Origin of the sequence: Paraburkholderia sp. WS6, from assembly GCF_030464835.1 — a bacterium.
GTDB classification, from domain to species: Bacteria; Pseudomonadota; Gammaproteobacteria; order Burkholderiales; family Burkholderiaceae; genus Paraburkholderia; species Paraburkholderia madseniana.
Genome location: NZ_JALQCK010000022.1, coordinates 89,439 through 109,539, shown reverse-complemented (window position 1 = coordinate 109,539; position 20,101 = coordinate 89,439). Strand labels below are relative to the sequence as shown.

The following is a 20,101-nucleotide window of genomic DNA, read 5'->3' as shown; positions in this document are numbered from 1 at the left end:
CCGCATTTAACATTTGCACGGCATTTTTTCGCAACCTCCGTTTCTGCTTGGCGCGCCATTTGATAGATATGAATGAAATGAACTCGAGTGATTTCGAAGCCCTTCTTACGGCGCAACGCAGCGCCATGATTCGCGAAATTCCGACATCACCCGCGGCCGTTTCCAGCGAAACGCCGACGCTTACCAAGGCTGAACTTGCCGAGTTGCTGTTCGACAATGTCGGGCTCAACAAGCGGGAAGCGAAAGACATGGTCGAAGCATTCTTCGAGGTGATCCGCGATGCGCTGGAGAGTGGCGATAGCGTAAAGCTGTCGGGGTTCGGCAACTTCCAGTTGCGCGACAAACCCCAGCGTCCCGGCAGAAACCCGAAGACCGGCGAGGCGATTCCGATCGCCGCGCGCCGCGTTGTGACGTTCCATGCAAGTCAAAAGCTGAAAGCGTTGGTCGAGAACGGCGCTGAAGCGAGCTTCGCGCGCTGATCGACTGGCGCGTCCCTGCGCAACCCACCACGACGGCTAACTGACGATGACAGCGACGATCGAAAAAGTCGTCTTGCCTCCGATTCCGGCGAAGCGCTACTTCACGATTGGTGAGGTCAGCGAACTATGCGGCGTGAAACCGCATGTGCTTCGCTATTGGGAACAGGAGTTCACGCAGTTGAGGCCGGTCAAGCGGCGCGGCAATCGCCGGTACTACCAGCATCATGAGGTGCTGTTGATCCGGCGGATTCGCGAGTTGCTGTACGAGCAGGGCTTCACGATCAACGGGGCACGCAATCGGCTCGATTCGCATGGCGGTGGCGCGCAGGGTGCGCCGGCTGATCTGGTCGAGGAAGGCGAGGGCGCGGCGGTTCCGGCCGCAGCAACGGCTGCGGTAGATGTGGAGCAGTTGCGCAAGGAATTGCTGCATGTGATCGACTTGTTGGGTCACTAGTTTTCTTTGTTAGCGCAGAGCGGTTCTAATCGATTGAAGTGTCTGTTATAATTTTTAGCTGTTCGGGGCGTAGCGCAGCCTGGTAGCGTACCTGCATGGGGTGCAGGTGGTCGGAGGTTCAAATCCTCTCGCCCCGACCAAAGAAATCAAGGCCTTATGGATGCACGTCCATAAGGCCTTTTTCTATTCTGACGTTCGCTACCGTCTGGTTACCGGATCGTCATGAACTCGAGACTGGCATTGCGCAACATCGAAAAGGATTGGAAGGTGCCGCCTATCGCCTATCGCCTGGCGGCAGCCGTCAACCAGTTCGACGAGCGGTTCACCCGCGCCACAAGCTGAGATTTTTTATAACGACCTCAGCACACAGAAATCCTGACACATCCAGTCACTGCAACAGCGCGGGTAGTTTTTCAGCCTGCCCGTGAATGCCGCCGACGATGTCATAGTTCATCGTTTCCCGTGCGCGTTCTTTTTATCGCGGTCACCCCACCCAATTGCGCATAGCAAATCCGAAACGCGGCGTCCATGTCGTAAATACCCGCCCCGCAATTGATTTGTATCAGCCCGGGCCAGACCAGAAAATCAGCGATCGCGGCACTGCGCCTTGTTCTCATCTTTGCAACGTTTTCGGCGCTCGCTTCTATCTCGCGGATAAACACAGCGATCACGCGCCCACTGCATCAAAAGCACTGTGTAGAGCGTTCCAGGCGACCGGTCTGGTGCCACCGGTTTCACTCAGGCGCGTTACAAGATTGAAACGATTTGTGACGGTATAGAGCATTTAAACAGTCACGGCACCTCGGCATTCAAATGCACGCCTTGGTTAGTTCAAGGATGGCTCGCTTTTTGCGTTGACACACTACAGACCATCAAGACACTGCATCAAGCGAATTCAATACAGCAGCACAAGCAGCAAAAAGACAATATACGAACGGGGGAAAACGATGGAATTCTTACTTGGCTTTGGAGTGGGGGGATCCTTTGGCGCGTGCCTTGGTCTGCTGGTCGCAGCAATGCTTCGAGCAAGCAAGGACGACGCCTTGGAGACACGGTTTACCGAGCCGGACGGAGCAGCGCTGCGCAAAGCCTGCAGAGTCGAGTCGCCGAATGACAGTCGAGTCCTCGTCGGAGAACAGGCACGAGGCCGGTCATTCTGAAACGGCAACATCTGCCTGGACTGTCACATGGCGGTGACCGCGCGGATGTGATGGAGGACGTTCGGAGGTCGGGCGGGAGTCATTGGCAAACGGACGAGGGCAGCGCCGCTGGCAAACCACCACAGCGGCGCTGATTCGAAGAAAGCCTGGAAACCAGGTCTCACCCTCTGCCGAGCGCGATAAACCGCTCGAGATGATGATCCTCATCGCCCAGTTGATGGTCGATCATCACAAGGCGCTTCGCATAATGAGCCATCGGCAACTCCCACGTCATGCCGATACCGCCATGCAACTGAATACATTCCTCGGCGACCATCGCCCCTATCCTGCCGATACTGTATTTCGCCGCTGAAACCGCGCGTTCCCGCACCGTACGTTCAGCGCCAAGCGCTGCCGCGGCGTTGATCACCGCCGATCGCGCCTGCTCGATCTCGAGCAGCAGATCCGCCATCCGATGTTGCAACGCCTGGAAGCTGCCGATTGGCACGCCGAACTGCTTGCGCGTGCGCAGGTACTCAAGCGTGTAGTCCTTCGCGACATCCATCGCGCCGACCGCTTCGGAACACAACGCAAGCACGCCACAACTGATCGCGTACTCGAGCGTCGCGAAGCCTTCTCCGGCCGCGCCGAGCACCGCATCGTTTGCGAGCGTGACGTTGTCGAACGTGACCTCGGCTGCGCGGCCGCCGTCGATCTTGCGATAGCCATGCACGCTGACACCCGCGGCGTCGCGCGGGACGAGAAAGAGCGTGATGCCGGCTTCGGCGTCATCAGCGCCTGCGGTGCGTGCGGAGACCAGAAAAAAGGAAGCGTTCTCGCCGTGCTGAACCACGGCCTTCGCGCCATTCAACTGCCACACGTCGCCAACACGCTGGGCACGTGTTGTGACACGCGACAGCTCGTAGTGGCCGTCCGGCTCGCCATGCGCGAGCGCAACGATCCGGGATCCGTCGATCAATTCGCCAAGCGCGGCCTTTTGCGTTTCATTGCCGCCACGCGCGATCGCCTGGCCGACGATCAGCGTATCGAGAAACGGCTCGACCACGAGGCCGCGACCCAGGCTCTCGAATACGACGGCGATATCGAAGCCGCCGCCGCCAAAGCCTCCGTGCGCCTCATCGAACAACGCGCCGATAATGCCGAGTTCCGCGAAGCGATTCCACAGGTCGGCGCTGAAGCCTTCGGGCGAGCCTGCGATGCGGTCACGCGTTTCGAAGGCGTATTGCTCGGTGACAAAACGGTTGAGCGTATCCGCCAGCATGCGGCGGTCTTCGGTATGCTGAAAATTCATAGCGTTTGCCCCTTACAGTCCCAGGATCATTTTGGAAATGATGTTCTTCTGGATTTCGTTGGAGCCGCCGAAGATCGACAGCTTGCGGTTGTTGAAATAGAGCGAGGCAGCGCTCGCGGCTTCGTCTGGACCGACTGGGGTGCCCTCGAAACCATCGTGCAAAGCTTCCTCGACGAACGGCTGCGCATACGGCCCCATCGCGCGGCGTGTGAGCGAAGAGATCTCCTGGCGGATCTCAGTGCCGCGAATCTTCAGCATCGAACTCTCGGCGCCCGGAACGCCGCCGCCGGCCACCGCCGCGATTACTCGCAGATTGGTGGTCTTCATGTTCTCCAGATCGATCTCGACTCGCGCCATGCGTGCCGCAAACGACGGATCTTCCGCAAGCGGTCGGCCGTTGCGCTGCTGCTTCGCGGCGATCTTGCGCAGCCGGTTAAATGCGGCGACTGAGAAGCCGACGCCCGCGATATTGGTGCGCTCATACGTGAGCAGGTATTTGGCGTAGGTCCAGCCCTTGTTCTCTTCGCCCACGAGGTTCTCAACCGGTACACGCACATCCGTGAAGAAGACTTCGTTGACTTCGTGCTCGCCATCGAGCGTGATGATCGGCCGCACTTCGACGCCTGGCGTATTCATGTCGATCAGCAGGAAGCTGATGCCTTCCTGCTTGCGCACGTCGGTGGCGCTGCGCACGAGGCAGAAGATCATGTTCGCGTAGTGGCCGAGCGTGGTCCACGTCTTCTGGCCATTGACGATGTAGTGCTCGCCTTGCGCGTCGCTGCAGCGTACAGCAGTGGTTTTGACCGACGCGAGATCCGAGCCAGCGCCCGGTTCCGAGTAGCCCTGGCACCACCAGTCCGAACCATCGAGAATGCGCGGCAACCAGTGGTGCTTTTGCGCTTCGTTGCCGTACTTGATCAACACCGGGCCGAGCATGTTGACGCCGAAGGGCACGACGCGCGGTGCGCCCGCCAATGCGCATTCATTCTCGAAGATAAATTTCTGCACGGCATTCCAGCCCGGGCCGCCGTACTCCTTCGGCCAATGATTGGCGAGCCAGCCTTGTGCGTTGAGAATCGCGTGCCACTCAGCCATGTCGTCGCGCGTGAGGCGGCGGCCGCCGTGTACCTTGTCGGCGAGACGTTGTGGGAGTTTGTCGCGCAAAAAACGCTGCACGTCAGTGCGAAAAGCCTCTTCTTCAGGCGTGAAGTTCAGATCCATAGCGGGTTCTTCCCTAGATATTTACCGGACCGGCGGGTGAGCGGGCAGGCAGGCGCGCCCCCCCTGCCGGTCGAGAATGCTCCAAATAACGTGCCGTCTCAAGCTGACTGGTTGAGGCTCGCGAAATCGGCGCCGCGCTCGACCAGTTCGACCAGCAGCGGTGACGCTCGCCAGAACAGCGGGTCTTCTTTGGCGAATTCGCGGATGTCTGTGAGAACCGTGGCGAGGCCCACCGTATCGGCGTATTTCATCGGACCGCCGCGATAACGCGGAAAGCCGTAGCCATAGAGGAAGGTCACGTCGACATCGAGTGGCCGCAGCGCGATGCCTTCGTGCACGACATTGGCGCCTTCGTTGATCATCGCGGCCATGTAGCGGCGCACGATTTCTTCGTCGGTGAACGTGCGCGGCGTGATGCCGGCGCGTTCACGTTCGGCATCGATGATGGCCTCGACTTCAGGGTCGGGTGCGCCGCTGCGCGAACCTTCGGGGTACAGATAAAAACCACGGCCGGTCTTCTGACCAAACCAGCCACGTTCGCAAAGACGGTCGGCGATGTGCACGTAGCGCGCGTTGGGGTTCCGTGTGGCCGCGCGTCGCTTGCGCGCGGCCCAACCGATGTCGCCGCCTGCCAGATCGACCACCTGGAACGGGCCCATCGGGAAGCCGAATGCACGCACTGCCGCGTCAATCTGATACGGCGACGCACCGTCTTCCATCATTGCGTCGGCCGCGTTGCGATACACCGCCAGCACGCGATTGCCGATGAAGCCGTCGCACACGCCAGCACGCACCGGCGTCTTGCGCAGCTTCTTCGCAAGTTCGAACGCCGTCGCGACCACGTCGGCGCTGACCTGCTTCGGCACCACCACTTCCAGCAGCTTCATGATGTTGGCGGGGGAGAAGAAGTGCAGGCCGATCACGTCCGCAGGGCGTGAGATGCTGGCCGCAATCGCATCGATGTCGAGATACGACGTATTGGTGGCGAGCACCGCGCCGGCTTTGCAGACACGATCGAGTTCGGCGAACACGGCTTTTTTCACCGACAGGTCTTCAAATACCGCTTCGATCACCAGATCGGCGTCGGCGAGTGCATCGTATGAAGTGCTGCCTTGCCAGCGTGTCATCACGTCGGCCTTTTTCTCAGCACTCATGCGGCCTTTGGCGATCATCCCGTCGTAGACCTTTTCGATGTGCGCGCGGCCGCGCGCGAGCGACGCGTCGTCGCGTTCGATCATCGTCACCGGCAGGCCGGCATCGAGTACGGCGACGGCAATGCCCGCGCCCATCGTACCGCCGCCCACCACGCCGATCTTATTCAGCGCGCGTGGTTTTGCATCGCGTGTTTCCGGGGCCTTGAGCACTTCGCGTTCGGCAAAGAACGCGTGAATCAGGCCGGCACGCTGCGGGCTGTCGATGCATTCCAGGAACAGTTTGCGTTCGAGCCGCAGGCCTTCTTCGAAAGGCTGTTCGATGGCGGCTTCCACCGCATCGACGATTTTTAGCGGGGAAAACAGGCCGCGCGATTTCTTCGCCGTTTCCGTGCGCGCCGTGGCGACGGCGGCCAGGCTCGCTGCACGGTCGCTGAGCGCAGCGGCATCGCGCGTGCGGCGTACCGGTGCGTGAGCGGCCAGCAGTTCCTGCGCGTAGGCGAGTCCTTCAGCGAGGATGTCGTCGCTGCTGCCGAACCGGTCGATGAGGCCAAGTGCGAGTGCCTCTTTCGCGCCGGCGTGGCGGCCGCTCAGGATCAGGTCGAGCGCGGCCGGCGCGCCGATCAGGCGCGGCATACGCTGCGTGCCGCCTGCACCCGGCAGCAGGCCCAGTTGCACTTCGGGCAAACCGAGCTTCGCGCCATCCACGGCGAGCCGGTAATGCGCCGCGAGCGCCACTTCCAGGCCGCCGCCGAGCGCGGCGCCGTGAATGGCGGCCACCACTGGCTTCGCACACGCCTCGATACGGTTGCATACATCTGGCAGCGACGGCGGCACCGGCGGCTTGCCGAACTCGCGGATGTCCGCGCCTGCGATGAAGTTGCGCCCGGCGCCGACGATCAGCACGGCTTCGACGGCCTTGTCGGCATCCGCGGCTTCGATGGCGGCGAGCAGGCCGCGCCGCACGTCGGCGGATAAGGCGTTGACCGGTGCGTGGTCGATGGTCACCAGCAGGACTTTGCCGCGCAATTCGCGCGTCACAACGTCGGCGGAAGGGTTGAGGGTCATCGTGTCGTCTCCTGATTGATATCGGGGCAGATCGGGCATGCCGGGTCTGGCGAATTCTCCGATTGTGGGTTGGTCAAGGTTTATTGACAATCACATAGACGGTTGACAGACTGTCAAAGATATTTTGACAAAGGCTATGCCATGGACGTCAATTCGCTGACCTTGCTGGTCGATATCCTCGATGCGGGCAACCTGAGCGAGGCCGCGCGCCGGCTGAAAATGAGCCGCGCGAATGTGAGTTACCACCTGAACCAGTTGGAGCGCTCGATCGGGCTGCAACTGGTCAGGCGCACCACGCGCCGGGTCGAAGCGACTGAAATCGGTCTGCAGTTATACGAGCATGGCCGCACCATTCAGAATGCGCTGCTGGCCGCGCGCGAATCGGTCACCACGCTCGGGCAAAGCTTGCAGGGGCGGGTGCGGTTGAGTGTGCCGAGCGGTTACGGGCAACTGGTGATGTCGGATTGGCTGATCGCATTCAAGCGTCTGTATCCGGGCATCGTGCTGGATGTGATGTTTGAGAATCGGGTCGAGGATCTGATGCGCGACGAGGTCGACATCGCGGTTCGGGTGATGTCGGAGCCGCCGCAGAATCTCGTCGCACGTGACATGGGGCCGGTGCGATATGTTGCGTGTGCGTCGCCGGAATTTGCTGCAAGCCGCGGTATGCCGGTGCGTCTCGACGATTTGCGCACAGCTCCCCTGATTACGGCGGCGGTGGTCGGCAGGCAGTTGCGGGTGGCGGCGTATCTGCGCGACGAACGCCACGAAGTGCTGCTGGAGCCGACGATCATCTCCGAGAACTTCCTGTTCTTGCGCCAGGCGGTGCTAGCCGGTCTGGGCGTCGGCCTGGTGCCCGACTACGTGGTGCAGGACGACCTGCGCCGCGGGGACGTGGTGACGGCGCTCGATGAATGGCGTCTAAGCATCTTCGGTACGAACATGTACCTGCTCTACATGCCGAATCGGCATCACACGCGGGCGGCGGCGAGTTTTATCGAGTTCATCCTGGAGCAGGCGCACGGAAGTGGCAGAGGCGTGGCCGCTTGAGTTGCAACGGAGCACCGGTGCCTCACTCGCGGGTATGCTTAACAAAACGGCGAGATAGCCGTGCATCTGGCAGCACATCAAACTTCAGGGGAGACGGAGATGAAATGGGCAATCGCATGTGTCGCGCTACTTGCAATCGCCATTGTCATTGTGTTGGTCTCGCGTCTCCCGAGTGAGGATGCCATTCGCCTCGCCGGCTACGCGGCCACTGCGGCCTTCGCCGCATTGGTCAGCTTCCTGATCCGCTGGCGAGCAAATCGCGCCCAGCGAAACAAACGCGTCGGCTGAACACGCACGCCGGGTAATCACCCGACCCGCGTGATCGCCCTGCAGCGCCCGGCTCACCGCACGCGCGCTAAGCCGATCGAACACTCGCTTGCAGTTCGTCGCCGAGAAAGTCGATGAACGTCCTGAGTTTCGCCGACAGCCGATGCCGCTCCAGATAGATCGCGTGAATGTCCGCGTTCGGCAGCGCCCAGTCCGTGAGCAACGGCACCAGCTCGCCACGTTGCAAGTGGCGGGAAATCTCCCATGCGGAGCGCACGGCAATGCCGCGCCCATCGAGCGCCCACTTCAGCACGGCGCTGCCGTCGTTGCTGCTCAACGGACCATCCACCTTCACCGTCTCCGACTTCTTGCCGCGCGCAAAATGCCAGGTGCCGTACGCCGATTCGTTTTCGCGTAAGACGAGGCACGCATGGCGCGTCAAATCGTGTGGCATGGCCGGTGCGCCATGCCGTTTCACGTAGCCCGGTGCGGCACACACCAGCCGCTGGTTTTTCAGCAGCAAACGCGCATTGATACGTGCATCCGGCACCTCGCCAAAGCGAATGCCCAAGTCGAAGCCTTCTTCCTGCAAGCTGACCGGCCGGTCAGTGAGATGCAACTGAATTTTCATCGATGGAAAACGCTCGCTGAACCGTGAAATGGCCGGCGCGACGTGCGCGCGGCCCGAACGACGCGTTCACGCGCAAAAGCCCAGTCGGCTCGGCGCGGCTGCTGGTGACCAGTTGCTCCAGTTCAGCGAGGTCGTCGAGGATACGCGAGCCGTTCGCCAGATAGATCTCGCCCTCGGCGGTGAGGCTCAGGCGGCGGGTGGTCCGGTTGACGAGACGCACGCCCAGGCGCTTTTCGAGTTGCGCGAGACGCTTGCTGATCGACGGCGGCGTCACGCCGAGCTCACGCGCTGCGGCCGCCAGATTGCGGTGGCGCGCCACCAGCGCGAACAGATTCAGGTCGGAAAAACCATCCATCGATTCGTTCCCAAAAGTTAATTCCGGATTGCGTCAATAGAAACCATGTCTCTGCAGGCATCAATTAGACTGCATTCAGATACGGGAGGCAACGATGTTTAGAGGTTTCACCGACGCGTCGATCCACGTCGACGGCATCCAGATCCATGCAATTCGCGGCGGCAACGGCCCGGCCTTACTGCTGCTGCACGGCCATCCGCAGACCCATGCGATCTGGCATAAGGTTGCGCCCACGCTGGCGCAGTACTTCACGGTCATTGCTGCGGATCTGCGCGGCTACGGCGACAGCGGCAAACCGCAAGGCGCGCACGACCACAGCAACTATTCGAAACGCTGCATGGCCGCGGATCAGGTGTCGTTGATGCGCGCCCATGGCTTCACACAATTTGCCGTGGTCGGTCACGACCGGGGTGGACGCGTTGCTGCTCGCATGGCGCTCGATCATCCGCAAGCCGTGACGAAGCTGGTCACGCTGGACGTCGCACCGACACTCGCCATGTATGAGCAAACGTCGTTCGCGTTTGCGCGCGCTTACTGGCACTGGTTTTTCCTCGTGCGTCCCACGCCGTTTCCCGAAACGCTGATTCGCGCCGATCCCGATCTCTATCTGAAGCAGACCATAGGCGCACGCAGCGCCGGGCTTGCGCCGTTCACCGATGCCGCCTACGCCGAGTATTTGCGCTGTCTGTCGGACCCTGCCACCGCGCACGGTATCTGCGAGGACTACCGCGCGAGCATCACGATCGACCTCGATCACGATCGTGCATCGCTCGCGGAAGGGCAGAAGATCGAGTGCGATTTCCTGGCCTTGTGGGGCGCACAGGGCGTCATCGAGCAATGTTTCGAGCCGCTCGCCGAATGGCGTCAGTGGTCGGCGCACGTGAGCGGCGAGGCCTTGCCGTGCGGTCATTACATTCCCGAGGAAGCGCCCGAGTTGTTGCTCGAACGCGTCCTGCCGTTCTTGCAGTCCTAGTCGCCGGTCGGCCCATCATGTCAAAACGAACCCTTTACCAGAAGCTCGTCGATTCGCACGTCGTCACGCGCATCGATGCGCAAAACGTGCTGCTGTATGTCGATCTGCATCTGATGAACGAATACACCAGCCCACAGGCGTTCAGCGCGCTCGCGGCGAAAGCGCGGCCCGTGCGTCGTCCCCGGCAGCAGTTGGCGGTGGTCAGCCACATCATTCCAACGCATGCGGAGTCGCCGCGCGTGATTCGCGATGCCGCTTCCCTGTTGCAGGCGAATAATCTCGCACGCAACTGCGAGCAGGCCGGTATCGAACTGCATGCGGCGAATGATCCCCTGCAAGGCATCGAACATATCGTCGCACCAGAACGCGGTTTGATTTGCCCAGGCATGGTCGTGCTATGCGGCGATAGTCACACGACTACGTACGGTGCGCTCGGCGCATTGGGCTTCGGCATCGGCACCTCGGAGGTCGAGCACGTGCTTGCCACGCAAACACTGGTCTATCGCGTCGCGCAAACCATGCGTATCACGATCGACGGGGCGTTGCCCTACGGTACATCGTCGAAGGATGTGATTCTGTGGATCATCAGCCGCATCGGCGCACAGGGCGCGCGTGGTTATGCGGTGGAGTTCGCAGGATCGACGATCGCGTCGCTGTCCGCGGAAGCGCGCATGACCTTATGCAACATGACCGTGGAAGCCGGCGCGCGAGCGGCATTGATCGCACCCGACGCGACCACGTTCGACTATGTCCGCGCGCATGCAACATCACTGGACGATGCCGCATGGGCTGCTGCCATGAACGACTGGCGCGAACTGAAATCGGACGCCGGTGCGAGTTTCGATGCCGAACATCATTTCGACGCACACGATATCGCGCCGTTCGTCACATGGGGCACGAGCCCCGATCAGGCGATTGCGGTCGATCAGCGCATTCCCAGTGCGGCTGCGCAAAAAACACCGGAGGCTGCCGCCGCACTGCGTCGCGCGCTCGACTATATCGGGCTCGATGCGGACCAGCCGATTGCGGGCACGCCGATCGATCGCGTGTTCATCGGCTCGTGCACCAATGGACGTATCGAAGATCTGCGCGTGGTCGCTGCGATTGTCCGAGGGCGCCACGTCGCGCAAGGGGTGCGCGCGATGGTCGTGCCGGGCTCGGGCAGTGTGCGCCGCCAGGCCGAGGCCGAGGGCATTGCGGCGCTGCTGCGCGATGCCGGTTTCGAATGGCGTGAGCCGGGCTGTTCGATGTGTCTCGCGATGAACGACGATTTTCTCGCGGTAGGCGAGCGCTGCGCATCCACGACCAACCGCAACTTCGAAGGACGTCAGGGGCGCGGCGGCCGCACCCATCTGATGAGCCCGGCGATGGCCGCCGCCGCTGCACTCATCGGGCGCATCACCGACGTCCGCACGCTGGAGACGCAATCATGCTGACGAGACTCACCGAAATCGACGGGAATGCCGCGCCCTTGCCGATCGAAAACCTCGACACCGATCAGATCATGCCGAAGCAGTTTCTTCGCATCATCGACAAGGCCGGGCTGAGCGAGGGCTTGCTATATGACTTGCGTTTCGATGCAGAAGGCGAGCCGCGCCCGGATTGCGTGTTGAATCAGACGGCGTATCGCGGAGCGCGCATCCTGATCGGTGGATCGAATTTCGGCTGCGGCTCGAGTCGTGAGCATGCTGTGTGGGGGCTTCAGCAATTCGGTTTCGAAGCCGTGATCGCGCCTAGTTTTGCGGAGATTTTCTATTCGAACGCGATGAATAACCGCTTGCTGCTGGTGCAACTGGATCGCGAAGCAGTCGACGTTCTAATGCAAGACGCGATGACGCATCCGGCCGCCCGCCTGCATATCGACATCGAGCAGCAAACGGTGACGGCCGCCAGTGGTCGCGTGTTCACATTCCCGCTCGGTGCGCGCCACAAACAGATGGTGATCGAGGGCATGGACACCATCGATCTCACGCTCGCTTCACTTCCCGAAATTGACGCGTTCGAGCGGACCCATTTCGAACGGCATCCCTGGGCCGCCGTGCTGTAAATCCCTTGGCGGCATTTGCGCCGCCATTCAACCGAAACGCGTGTGACCGATTCCCCCGCAGAAGGGAAGGGACGCGCTTTGCCTTTTAAAAACGGAGGAGACATGAAGCGCAAACCGCTTTATAAGGTGCTGTACGTGCAGGTGATCGTGGCGATCGTTGTCGGTGTGATCGTGGGCCATTTCCTGCCGGCGGATGCGGTGGCGATGAAACCGCTCGGCGACGCCTTCATCAAACTCGTGCGAATGATCATCAGCCCGGTGATCTTCTGCACTGTCGTGACCGGCATCGCCAGCATGCACGACATGCGCAAGGTTGGCCGCGTGGGTGGCAAAGCGCTGCTGTATTTCGAAGTGGTGTCGACACTCGCGCTCGCCATCGGTTTGCTGGCCGCGCACGTGCTGAAACCCGGGGTGGGCTTTAACGTCGATCCCACTACACTCGACGCAGGCGCAATATCCAGTTACGCCGCACAAGCCGCGCACGGCGAGGGGCTGGCGGGTTTCTTCATGCACATCATCCCGGAGACGTTCGTCGGCGCGTTCACGCAGGGCGATATTCTGCCGGTGCTTTTGATCGCCATGTTGTTCGGTACGGCGCTCGCGGTGATGGGTGAGCCCGCGAAACCCGTCATCGGTTTGATCGAACTGCTGTCGAAAACTTTCTTCCGTATTGTGCGCATGATTACGAGCCTCGCGCCAATCGGCGCGTTCGGCGCCATCGCGTTCACGATCGGCAAATATGGCATCGTCTCCTTGCTGCCGATGATGAAACTGATCGGCACGTTCTATCTGACCGCATTCCTGTTCGTCTCGTGCGGGCTCGGCCTGATTGCACGGGCATGCGGTTTCAGCTTGTGGCGCTTCGTCGTGTACATCAAGGACGAGCTGCTGATCGTGCTCGGTACGTCGACATCTGAAGCAGCGTTGCCGCAGCTGATGGAGAAGCTCGAACGGCTCGGCTGCTCGCGCGGGATCGTCGGGCTGGTCGTGCCGACGGGCTACTCGTTCAACCTCGACGGCACCAATATCTACATGACGCTCGCGGTGCTATTTCTCGCCCAGGCCACGAATACCCATTTGACGATTGCTCAGGAGATCACGTTGCTGGCGGTGACGATGCTGACGTCGAAAGGTTCGACCGGCGTTACAGGGGCCGGCTTTATCACGCTGGCCGCGAGTCTTTCGGTCGTGCCGACCGTGCCGGTGACGGCGATGGTGCTGATTCTCGGCATCGACCGTTTCATGTCCGAGTGCCGCGCGCTGACCAATACGATGGGCAACGGTGTGGCATCGATCGTGATTGCGGCGTGGGAGAAGGAACTGGATCGCGACAAGCTGAAGGTGGCGTTGGCGAGACCTGTTGTCACGTCCGGCACGGTTGCCGCGGAGGAGGGCGAGGCCGTCGTGGGTCGCCTGCCCGAACGTGAAACGCAACGCTCGATGTGACTGCGCCGCCGTGATCGCCTCATGTCCATGCAACAACCCGCGGCGTGAACTCACGCCAAGCTTCGCGAATGCGCGCTTGGCGTAAGTTTCAACCGTCGATTCCTTGACACCCATCGCCTCTGCGATCGCGGCCGATCTCACATGCTACGATGCTCCGTTAATCGCACAAAACATCGGAGACATAGATGCATCCAGAGAGCGCCGCCCGTTTCGACGAACAGTTCGCGCCTCGCATCGCCGAGGCAATCGCCGCATGTTTCGCTACCACCGTGCATACTGAAGTGCTCCCATACGGCGGCCACGGCCATCCCACCCGCGTGCGAATCCACGCAACTCCGATCGAAGACCTGCGCCACTACGCACATCCGTTGAACCTGTTCCTAACCTGGGACAGCGACGAAATAGAACGCCTGATGGGCACGGAAGGCCCAGCCCGTTTCGCCGGCTACCTTGCCGCATTACCACGCAAGCTCGAAGCCTGGCGCCACGTACGCGAACTGGACTTTGTCTCGCACACCCAGGCCGAGCCGACGGTATTACTCGGCGGCCTCGACTTCGAGTCTTAACTAAGAAGCCGCCGCACCGATCAAGCCGCCGCACCGATCCGGAAGAAACTCACGCTTTGCACCAGCCCCGACGCCTTGCTCTGCACCGCATCGGCCGCAGCCGCCGCCTGCTCCACCAAAGCCGCATTGCTCTGCGTCGCCTGATCCATCTGCGTGACCGCATCGTTTACTTCCGCAATACCTGCCGCCTGATCGACACTGGCCGTCGCGATCGCCTCGACGATACGCGTCACGCTGCCCGCGCTTTGCACCACGCCGTCCATCGTATTGCTTGCGTGATTGATCAACTGCGTACCGGCGTCGATCGTAGCTACCGACTCACGAATCAGCGCCTTGATCTCGCGCGCAGCATCGGCCGAGCGTTGCGCGAGGCTGCGCACTTCGCTCGCGACGACGGCGAAGCCGCGCCCCTGCGTACCGGCACGCGCCGCTTCAACCGCGGCGTTGAGCGCCAGAATATTGGTCTGCGCGGCAATCGCTTCGACCACCGCGATGATATCGACGATCCGCTTGGACGCCGCGTCGATCTGGCCCATGGTGCGCACGGCGTCGGTCATCACAACACCGCCGTCGCGCGCCGCTTGCGCCGCGGTCCGCGCGAGCGTGGTGGCCTCGCGTGCGTTGCTGGCGTTGCGCTGAACCGAGTCGGTGAAATGCTGCATCGACGCGGCGGTTTCTTCGAGCGAGGCGGCCTGTTGTTCCGTGCGCGCCGACAGGTCGAGGTTGCCGGCGGCGATCTCCTGGGTCGCTGAGGAAATCGTGTGCGCGCCTTCACGAATCTCGCTGACGATGTGCCGCAGGCGTTGATTCATTTCGTTGAGCGCGACCAGCAACTGACCGGTTTCGTCGCGGCTCACGACGGTGACATCCGCGCGCAGATCGCCTGCCGCAACCGCTTGCGCGACACCCACTGCCTGCCTGACCGGCAACGTAATGCTGCGGCTCAGGAACCAGACCGCGAACGTGCCTACGCCGAGCGAGCCGATCACGACCGACAGCAGCAGCACGCAGGCGAGCGTGTATGCGTGTTCCGCGGCTTCGCCCGTGCGCACGTTGGAGTCTTGCGCCTGCTGCATCACCATAGCGACGATGTCGTCGATAGCGGCGGTCGGCGCCCGGTCGATGCCTTTGACCAGACCGTCGACGATGTGCGCCGTATTCGGATCGGCCGCGTCGTAATGCTTGAGCGCGTCGAGGTAACGGTCCTGCAACGAGGCGTGCGTGGCGAGCGCCTTGTCGACCCCGTCGACGTTGGCGCCCAATGCACTCAGTTGATCCTTCAGTCGTAGCAAGGCCGCGTGCGTCGTGCCGCTTTCCTTGCTGAAGGCGTCACGGTACTTGGCGAGCGCAGCCGGGTCCGCTCCGCGCAGCAACAGGTCCTTCCATTCCTGCACCTGCTTCTTGAATTCGACCTGCGCGACGCGCGCAGTGTCCGCGGCTTGCGCGTATTGGCCGAGCGTTTGCGCGGACTGGATTTGCAGCGCATGCGTATTCGACAACGCATGCCACCCTTCCAGACCCACTACCATTGTCGCGGCGAGCAGCACCGCGCCGAGCAGCGCCAGTTTGACGGCGATCTTCAGATTTCTATAGAACGTCACGGCGATTTCCTTGGGCAGACCTTAGTCCAGCTTGAATTGCGTCACGGCGCCGGCAAGACTCGCGGCCTGGCTTTGCAACGCGGCGGCGGCCGCCGTGGATTCCTCGACGAGCGCGGCGTTCTGCTGAACCATTTCATCGAGTTGGCTGACTGCGCGATTCACTTCCTGAATCCCGCGCGTTTGCTCGTTGGCCGCCTGGGTGATTTCGGAAATGATGGTGGTCACGTTGGCGACGTTGCTGACGATTTCCGTCATCGTCTCGCCGGCCTGGCGAACCTGGCCCGACCCCGAGGTCACGCTCGCCACGGTTGCTTCGATCAGTGCCTTGATTTCCTTCGCGGCCTGCGCGCTGCGTTGCGCGAGGCTGCGCACTTCGCCCGCGACCACCGCGAAACCGCGGCCCTGTTCGCCGGCGCGCGCGGCTTCCACCGCTGCGTTCAACGCGAGAATGTTGGTCTGGAATGCAATGCCGTCGATCACGCCGATGATGTCCGAGATCTTCACCGACGCATGTTCGATCTCGCCCATCGTCGCAATCACTTCGGAGATCACTACGCCGCCGCGCGAGGCCACCTGCGATGCGGACACGGCCGTATCGTCGGCCTGCTTCGCGGCGCTCGCCGATTGCGTGACCGTCGAGGTGATTTCTTCCATCGACGCCGCCGTCTGTTGCAGGCTGGCCGCTGCGGATTCGGTGCGGCCCGACAGATCGACATTGCCCGCGGCGATTTCATTGGCGGCCACGCGCACCGATTCGCTGGCATCGCGAATCTGGCGCATCACGTGGCTGAGTTTGTCGATGAAGGTGTTGAACGAGCGCGCGATCTGCGCGACTTCGTCGTGGCCGACGGCCGGCAGACGTTGTGTCAGATCGCCTTCGCCGGAGCCGATCGCGTCCATCGCATCGCGTACTTTCGAGAGGCGCTGGAACGACACGGCGGTAACCGCGGCCACGATGGCGGCGGCGATGGCGGCGATCACGATCAAGGCGATCACCGAAGCGGTCAACAGCGATCGCATACCCGCCGTCGCTTCCGATTTGTCTAGCGCGACGACCGCGTACCAGTCGGTGCCGGGAATGGCCTCGGCGCGCAGCAGCTTCGTGCTGCCGCTCACGTCGACTTCGACGGGGTGCTCGGCGCTGAAGAGCGCGGTCAGCTTGTCGCCGGTGAGGGCGGGTGCGAGGTCCGATACCGGCTTCAAGGTCAGCTTGGCATCCGGGTGCGCGACGATATGGCCGCTCGCGTCGATCAACATGCCGAAGCTCGCGGGCGTCGGATGAATCGCCTTGACATTGGCGATCACGCTGTCCATCGCGACGTCGCCGGACACCACGCCTTTCACCACGCCATCGCGCACCACGGGCGCGGCGAATGCGACCACCAGCTTGCCCGTGCCCACGTCCACATACGGCGGCGTCACCACCGGCTTGCCCGCTGCGGCGGCCTGCTTGTACCAGGGGCGGCCGGTCGGATCGTAGTCGGGCGGAATACCGGTCGGGTCCGAAAACCTCGCGGTCTTGTCCGCGTAGCCGACGTACACGTTGGTGAACTTGCCGGCTGCGGCGATCTGCTTCAACGCGGCGGACGGATCGGGTTGCAGCACCGCGTCCTGCAGCGAGTTGATCATCTGACTATTGGAGGCGATCCAATCTTCGATCCCGTCTGCATGACCGCTTTCGACAGCGTTCAAACTGCTTTCGATCGCATCGGCGTTGTACGAGTTGGCGACGACATAGTTGAGAACCGCGTTAGCAGCGAGCGCAACCACAACGATGGCGACGCACAGGGCGACGATGCGCGCGCGAATGGAGGAGAACATGTTGGGAGTCTTTCGGAGTAAGCAGTGAGCCGTAGTCGGTGAGGCGGGGGCCTCATACGCGGTATACGGCGCCGGCAGTGGGGACTTGAGCGGGTAATGCTTTCAGTTTCTGACGGCGGCCGGCAACGCCGCTTGTGGCGGCGCGCCGCGATGCTACACACTTTTTCGCGCGATGCGGGGTTTTCAATGGATGCCGAAACAGCGCCCTGGCAGTGAGTTGCAGGGCGCTGTATTCGTATGACGATAACGGTGGGTATGACGCTATGCGAGGCTATATGCCGATGCGCGCAAATGGTCTTACATCACCGGAGAATGCAGATGATGCGGATGGTCGAGTGTCTCACCCACGATGCGCAGTGCCTCTTCGCATTCGTCGCGCGTCTTTGAACCGCCGAGGCACACACGCATTGCGTTCGGCGGATTGCCATCGGTGGAAAACGCCGCCCCCGCAACGGCGGCGATGCCCTGGTTGCGCAGTTGCAATGCGAGTTCGGAAGCACTCCAGCCGCTTTCGGCCGGTACCGGCAACCACAAATGAAAGCCATCCGCGTGCGCTTCGTAAGGCCACGCATCGAGCATGCGCGATGCAATCGCCTGGCGTGCGCGCGATTCGTTGCGGATCGCGTTGAGCATATCGAGCGCGGTGCCGTCGACGATCCATTGCGTTGCGAGCGTGACCGTGAACGGACTCGCCATCACCGTTGTCGCGCGCAACGCGCCGGCGAGGCGCTGCGTTTGCCTGGCAGTCGGCGCGTGCAGATGCGCCACTCGCAAACCGGCACCGAGACTCTTCGATAAACCCGTCACGTAGTAGGTCAGTTCGGGAGCGAAGCTCGCGAGCGCATCGGGCGCACTCTGCGGCAGCATCGCATACGCATCGTCTTCGATGATCGGAACGCTGTAGCGCAAGGCGACATCGGCGAGCGCCTCGCGCCGTTTGTGCGTGAGCGTGAGCGTGCTCGGATTCTGCAGAGTCGGATTGCAATAGAACGCGCTGGGCTTGTCGGTTTTACAGAGCGCTTCGAAGGCGTGCGCGAGCGGACCTTCGTCGTCACGCGGCAGGGCTTGCAGACGTACGCCGAGTTGCGCGGCAATTGCCTTGATGCCGGGGTAAGCAAGCGTGTCGAGACAGATCGTGCCGCCAGGCCGCGCCAACTGCGAGACGAGCGCCACCAGCGCGCTATGAATGCCGGGGCAAACCAGCACGTTCTGCGCGTCGCAATGCGGCACGCGACGCTTCAGCCATTCGGCGCCCGCGTCCTTGTCGGCGGCAGAGCCGCCGAAATCCTGATAGCGCAGCAACTGATACGGATCGCTGCCGCTCATCAGGCGCGCGGCCGAATCGCGCAAACGGGCCGCGTAATCGGGCGGCTCGGGTGGCGTATTCATCGACATCTCGATGCTGCTGCCGCCGGCGAGCGGCAAGGTAGCGGTTCGGCCACGCACGAAGGTGCCGCTGCCCGCGCGCGAATCGAGCAGGCCGCGCTTGCGAGCCTCCGCATACGCGCGCGCCACCGTCGTGTAGTTCAGCGCGAGTTCTTCGGCCAGATCGCGCAGTCCCGGCAAGCGGTCGCGTGGACGCAGGCGGCCGGTGGCGAGATCTTCTTCGATCAGATCGGGAATCGCGAGGTAGGCCGGCTTGCGAGTGTCGGCGAGGCGTTTGATCCAGTGATGTGTCGGGCTGCTCATCGATAGCCTTCGGCTGGGGGTGATGATCATTGATCGCATTCGGATGCGATCAATGATCGGATTGATCGCCCGTGGTGAATGGGTGCACCACGCCGACTCGTCCCGGCAGACAAATCGCACCTGGCTGGTGCGATATCCCGGGGTCGGGGGTGATTGCCCGCGACGCCCCGGCTATATGCAAGCTTCACGCCAAAAAATTTTTCGAGTCGCATGTCGAATCGAGGCGGAATTGATTGCTGATTGATCGCATTTGTGTGAGCGATCAATGGCACGGCCGTTGCATTGAGAGAAGCGCGCACGGATGGAACGCGCCATCTTTTACTTAGCAAACCTGATCGGAGAGTGTTATGCCAGCCGTCAACAAACCGCTGCATCAGAAAGGCGATTACCTTGTCGACTACGAAGAGAAAGTCTTCGAAGACGTGAAGGCCGAACCAGGCGAGAAGGCACTCGTCACGTTTCATACGGTCGCGTTCGAGGGGTCGATCGGCTTCGTCAATCTGTTGCAAGCCACGCGTTTGCAACGCAAGGGCTTCGAGACGTCGGTGCTGCTTTACGGGCCGGGTGTCACGCTTGGTCTGCAACGCGGCTTCCCAACGCTTGGCGACGAAGCATTCCCCGGCCACCTGAACTTCAACAAGCAACTGATGAAGTTCATGGAAGAGGGCGGCAAGGTGTACGCCTGCCGCTTCGCGCTGCAAGCCTTGTACGGGCACGGCGAAGCTTCGTTGATCGAAGGTATCCGCCCGATTAGTCCGCTCGACGTGCTGGATATCCAGTTACTTCATCGCAAGGACAACGCGCTGATCATCCACACGTGGACGGTTTGAC

General features: G+C 61.8%; 17 protein-coding genes, 1 tRNA gene and 2 pseudogenes. 11 read left to right on the top strand and 9 right to left on the bottom strand.

The genetic code is table 11. The features are described from left to right. Positions 1 to 68 precede the first annotated feature (68 nt). The 3 genes from M0D64_RS25030 to M0D64_RS25020 all read left to right on the top strand — a co-directional run bounded on the left by M0D64_RS25030 (position 69) and on the right by M0D64_RS25020 (position 1,073). A complete protein-coding gene (locus M0D64_RS25030) occupies positions 69 to 479 on the top strand; it encodes an integration host factor subunit alpha (protein ID WP_154559037.1) in 411 nt (136 codons plus the stop codon). A 46-nt stretch (positions 480 to 525) separates the two neighbouring features. Next, positions 526 to 933 carry a MerR family transcriptional regulator gene (locus M0D64_RS25025; protein ID WP_154559038.1) on the top strand — a complete coding sequence of 136 codons (408 nt, stop codon included), beginning with the start codon at positions 526 to 528 and terminating at the stop codon, positions 931 to 933. 63 nt (positions 934 to 996) lie between these two features. Further along, positions 997 to 1,073, top strand: a tRNA-Pro gene (locus M0D64_RS25020). Between the two features lie 303 nt (positions 1,074 to 1,376). Here M0D64_RS25020 and M0D64_RS25015 read toward each other — a convergent pair. The 4 genes from M0D64_RS25015 to M0D64_RS25000 all read right to left on the bottom strand — a co-directional run bounded on the left by M0D64_RS25015 (position 1,377) and on the right by M0D64_RS25000 (position 6,824). Continuing rightward, complete coding sequence (locus M0D64_RS25015; RefSeq protein ID WP_266259653.1) at positions 1,377 to 1,604, bottom strand: hypothetical protein; 228 nt, start codon at positions 1,602 to 1,604, stop codon at positions 1,377 to 1,379. A gap of 649 nt (positions 1,605 to 2,253) precedes the next feature. Beyond that, positions 2,254 to 3,384, bottom strand: coding sequence for an acyl-CoA dehydrogenase family protein (locus M0D64_RS25010; protein WP_266259651.1), 1,131 nt, complete (start codon positions 3,382 to 3,384; stop codon positions 2,254 to 2,256). A gap of 12 nt (positions 3,385 to 3,396) precedes the next feature. Then, positions 3,397 to 4,605, bottom strand: a complete 1,209-nt coding sequence (locus tag M0D64_RS25005; RefSeq protein WP_266259650.1) for an acyl-CoA dehydrogenase family protein — start codon at positions 4,603 to 4,605, stop codon at positions 3,397 to 3,399. Between the two features lie 98 nt (positions 4,606 to 4,703). Next, a complete protein-coding gene (locus M0D64_RS25000) occupies positions 4,704 to 6,824 on the bottom strand; it encodes a 3-hydroxyacyl-CoA dehydrogenase NAD-binding domain-containing protein (protein ID WP_266259649.1) in 2,121 nt (706 codons plus the stop codon). Positions 6,825 to 6,965: 141 nt separating this feature from the next. On the opposite strand from M0D64_RS25000, the gene M0D64_RS24995 reads away from it, so the two are divergent. Continuing rightward, entirely contained in the window at positions 6,966 to 7,874 is a 909-nt protein-coding gene (locus M0D64_RS24995; RefSeq protein ID WP_266259648.1) for a LysR family transcriptional regulator, read from the top strand. A 99-nt stretch (positions 7,875 to 7,973) separates the two neighbouring features. Next, positions 7,974 to 8,162, top strand: coding sequence for a hypothetical protein (locus M0D64_RS24990; RefSeq protein WP_266259647.1), 189 nt, complete (start codon positions 7,974 to 7,976; stop codon positions 8,160 to 8,162). Between the two features lie 67 nt (positions 8,163 to 8,229). Here M0D64_RS24990 and M0D64_RS24985 read toward each other — a convergent pair. Further along, positions 8,230 to 9,127, bottom strand: a pseudogene (locus M0D64_RS24985) (LysR family transcriptional regulator). Positions 9,128 to 9,221: 94 nt separating this feature from the next. On the opposite strand from M0D64_RS24985, the gene M0D64_RS24980 reads away from it, so the two are divergent. From M0D64_RS24980 to M0D64_RS24965, 4 genes are all read left to right on the top strand, one after another. Next, positions 9,222 to 10,100 (top strand): alpha/beta fold hydrolase, encoded by an 879-nt coding sequence (locus M0D64_RS24980; RefSeq protein ID WP_266259646.1) that lies wholly within the window; start codon positions 9,222 to 9,224, stop codon positions 10,098 to 10,100. Positions 10,101 to 10,117: 17 nt separating this feature from the next. Continuing rightward, complete coding sequence (gene leuC / locus M0D64_RS24975) at positions 10,118 to 11,536, top strand: 3-isopropylmalate dehydratase large subunit (protein ID WP_266259645.1); 1,419 nt, start codon at positions 10,118 to 10,120, stop codon at positions 11,534 to 11,536. Next, positions 11,533 to 12,147, top strand: a complete 615-nt coding sequence (gene leuD, locus M0D64_RS24970) for a 3-isopropylmalate dehydratase small subunit (protein WP_266259673.1) — start codon at positions 11,533 to 11,535, stop codon at positions 12,145 to 12,147. Before leuC ends, leuD begins: the two co-directional genes overlap by 4 nt. 102 nt (positions 12,148 to 12,249) lie before the next feature. Then, entirely contained in the window at positions 12,250 to 13,593 is a 1,344-nt protein-coding gene (locus M0D64_RS24965) for a dicarboxylate/amino acid:cation symporter (protein ID WP_171927678.1), read from the top strand. Positions 13,594 to 13,626: 33 nt separating this feature from the next. Here M0D64_RS24965 and M0D64_RS24960 read toward each other — a convergent pair. Next, positions 13,627 to 13,719: pseudogene (locus M0D64_RS24960) on the bottom strand (LuxR C-terminal-related transcriptional regulator); the annotation flags it as partial. 59 nt (positions 13,720 to 13,778) lie between these two features. Here M0D64_RS24960 and M0D64_RS24955 point away from each other — a divergent pair. Beyond that, entirely contained in the window at positions 13,779 to 14,159 is a 381-nt protein-coding gene (locus M0D64_RS24955; protein WP_266259644.1) for a DUF5594 family protein, read from the top strand. 20 nt (positions 14,160 to 14,179) lie between these two features. On the opposite strand, the gene M0D64_RS24950 is transcribed toward M0D64_RS24955, so the two are convergent. From M0D64_RS24950 to M0D64_RS24940, 3 genes are all read right to left on the bottom strand, one after another. Further along, on the bottom strand, positions 14,180 to 15,760 hold the full coding sequence (locus tag M0D64_RS24950; protein ID WP_266259643.1) for a methyl-accepting chemotaxis protein: 1,581 nt from the start codon (positions 15,758 to 15,760) through the stop codon (positions 14,180 to 14,182). Positions 15,761 to 15,781: 21 nt separating this feature from the next. Next, on the bottom strand, positions 15,782 to 17,581 hold the full coding sequence (locus M0D64_RS24945; RefSeq protein WP_266259642.1) for a methyl-accepting chemotaxis protein: 1,800 nt from the start codon (positions 17,579 to 17,581) through the stop codon (positions 15,782 to 15,784). Positions 17,582 to 17,878: 297 nt separating this feature from the next. Further along, entirely contained in the window at positions 17,879 to 19,270 is a 1,392-nt protein-coding gene (locus M0D64_RS24940) for a PLP-dependent aminotransferase family protein (protein ID WP_154559053.1), read from the bottom strand. Between the two features lie 347 nt (positions 19,271 to 19,617). Between M0D64_RS24940 and M0D64_RS24935 the strand changes: the two genes are divergently transcribed. Beyond that, positions 19,618 to 20,100 carry an MSMEG_0572/Sll0783 family nitrogen starvation response protein gene (locus M0D64_RS24935; protein ID WP_054040483.1) on the top strand — a complete coding sequence of 161 codons (483 nt, stop codon included), beginning with the start codon at positions 19,618 to 19,620 and terminating at the stop codon, positions 20,098 to 20,100. Position 20,101: the final 1 nt, after the last annotated feature.

Excerpts from the sequence above, each read along its gene's own strand:
- M0D64_RS25030 (WP_154559037.1), top strand. The coding sequence starts at position 69 with ATGAATGAAATGAACTCGAGTGATTTCGAAGCCCTTCTTACGGCGCAA.
- M0D64_RS25025 (WP_154559038.1), top strand. The coding sequence starts at position 526 with ATGACAGCGACGATCGAAAAAGTCGTCTTGCCTCCGATTCCGGCGAAG.
- M0D64_RS25010 (WP_266259651.1), bottom strand. The coding sequence starts at position 3,384 with ATGAATTTTCAGCATACCGAAGACCGCCGCATGCTGGCGGATACGCTC.
- M0D64_RS25005 (WP_266259650.1), bottom strand. The coding sequence starts at position 4,605 with ATGGATCTGAACTTCACGCCTGAAGAAGAGGCTTTTCGCACTGACGTG.
- M0D64_RS25000 (WP_266259649.1), bottom strand. The coding sequence starts at position 6,824 with ATGACCCTCAACCCTTCCGCCGACGTTGTGACGCGCGAATTGCGCGGC.
- M0D64_RS24995 (WP_266259648.1), top strand. The coding sequence starts at position 6,966 with ATGGACGTCAATTCGCTGACCTTGCTGGTCGATATCCTCGATGCGGGC.
- M0D64_RS24990 (WP_266259647.1), top strand. The coding sequence starts at position 7,974 with ATGAAATGGGCAATCGCATGTGTCGCGCTACTTGCAATCGCCATTGTC.
- M0D64_RS24980 (WP_266259646.1), top strand. The coding sequence starts at position 9,222 with ATGTTTAGAGGTTTCACCGACGCGTCGATCCACGTCGACGGCATCCAG.
- leuC (WP_266259645.1), top strand. The coding sequence starts at position 10,118 with ATGTCAAAACGAACCCTTTACCAGAAGCTCGTCGATTCGCACGTCGTC.
- M0D64_RS24965 (WP_171927678.1), top strand. The coding sequence starts at position 12,250 with ATGAAGCGCAAACCGCTTTATAAGGTGCTGTACGTGCAGGTGATCGTG.
- M0D64_RS24955 (WP_266259644.1), top strand. The coding sequence starts at position 13,779 with ATGCATCCAGAGAGCGCCGCCCGTTTCGACGAACAGTTCGCGCCTCGC.
- M0D64_RS24945 (WP_266259642.1), bottom strand. The coding sequence starts at position 17,581 with ATGTTCTCCTCCATTCGCGCGCGCATCGTCGCCCTGTGCGTCGCCATC.
- M0D64_RS24940 (WP_154559053.1), bottom strand. The coding sequence starts at position 19,270 with ATGAGCAGCCCGACACATCACTGGATCAAACGCCTCGCCGACACTCGC.
- M0D64_RS24935 (WP_054040483.1), top strand. The coding sequence starts at position 19,618 with ATGCCAGCCGTCAACAAACCGCTGCATCAGAAAGGCGATTACCTTGTC.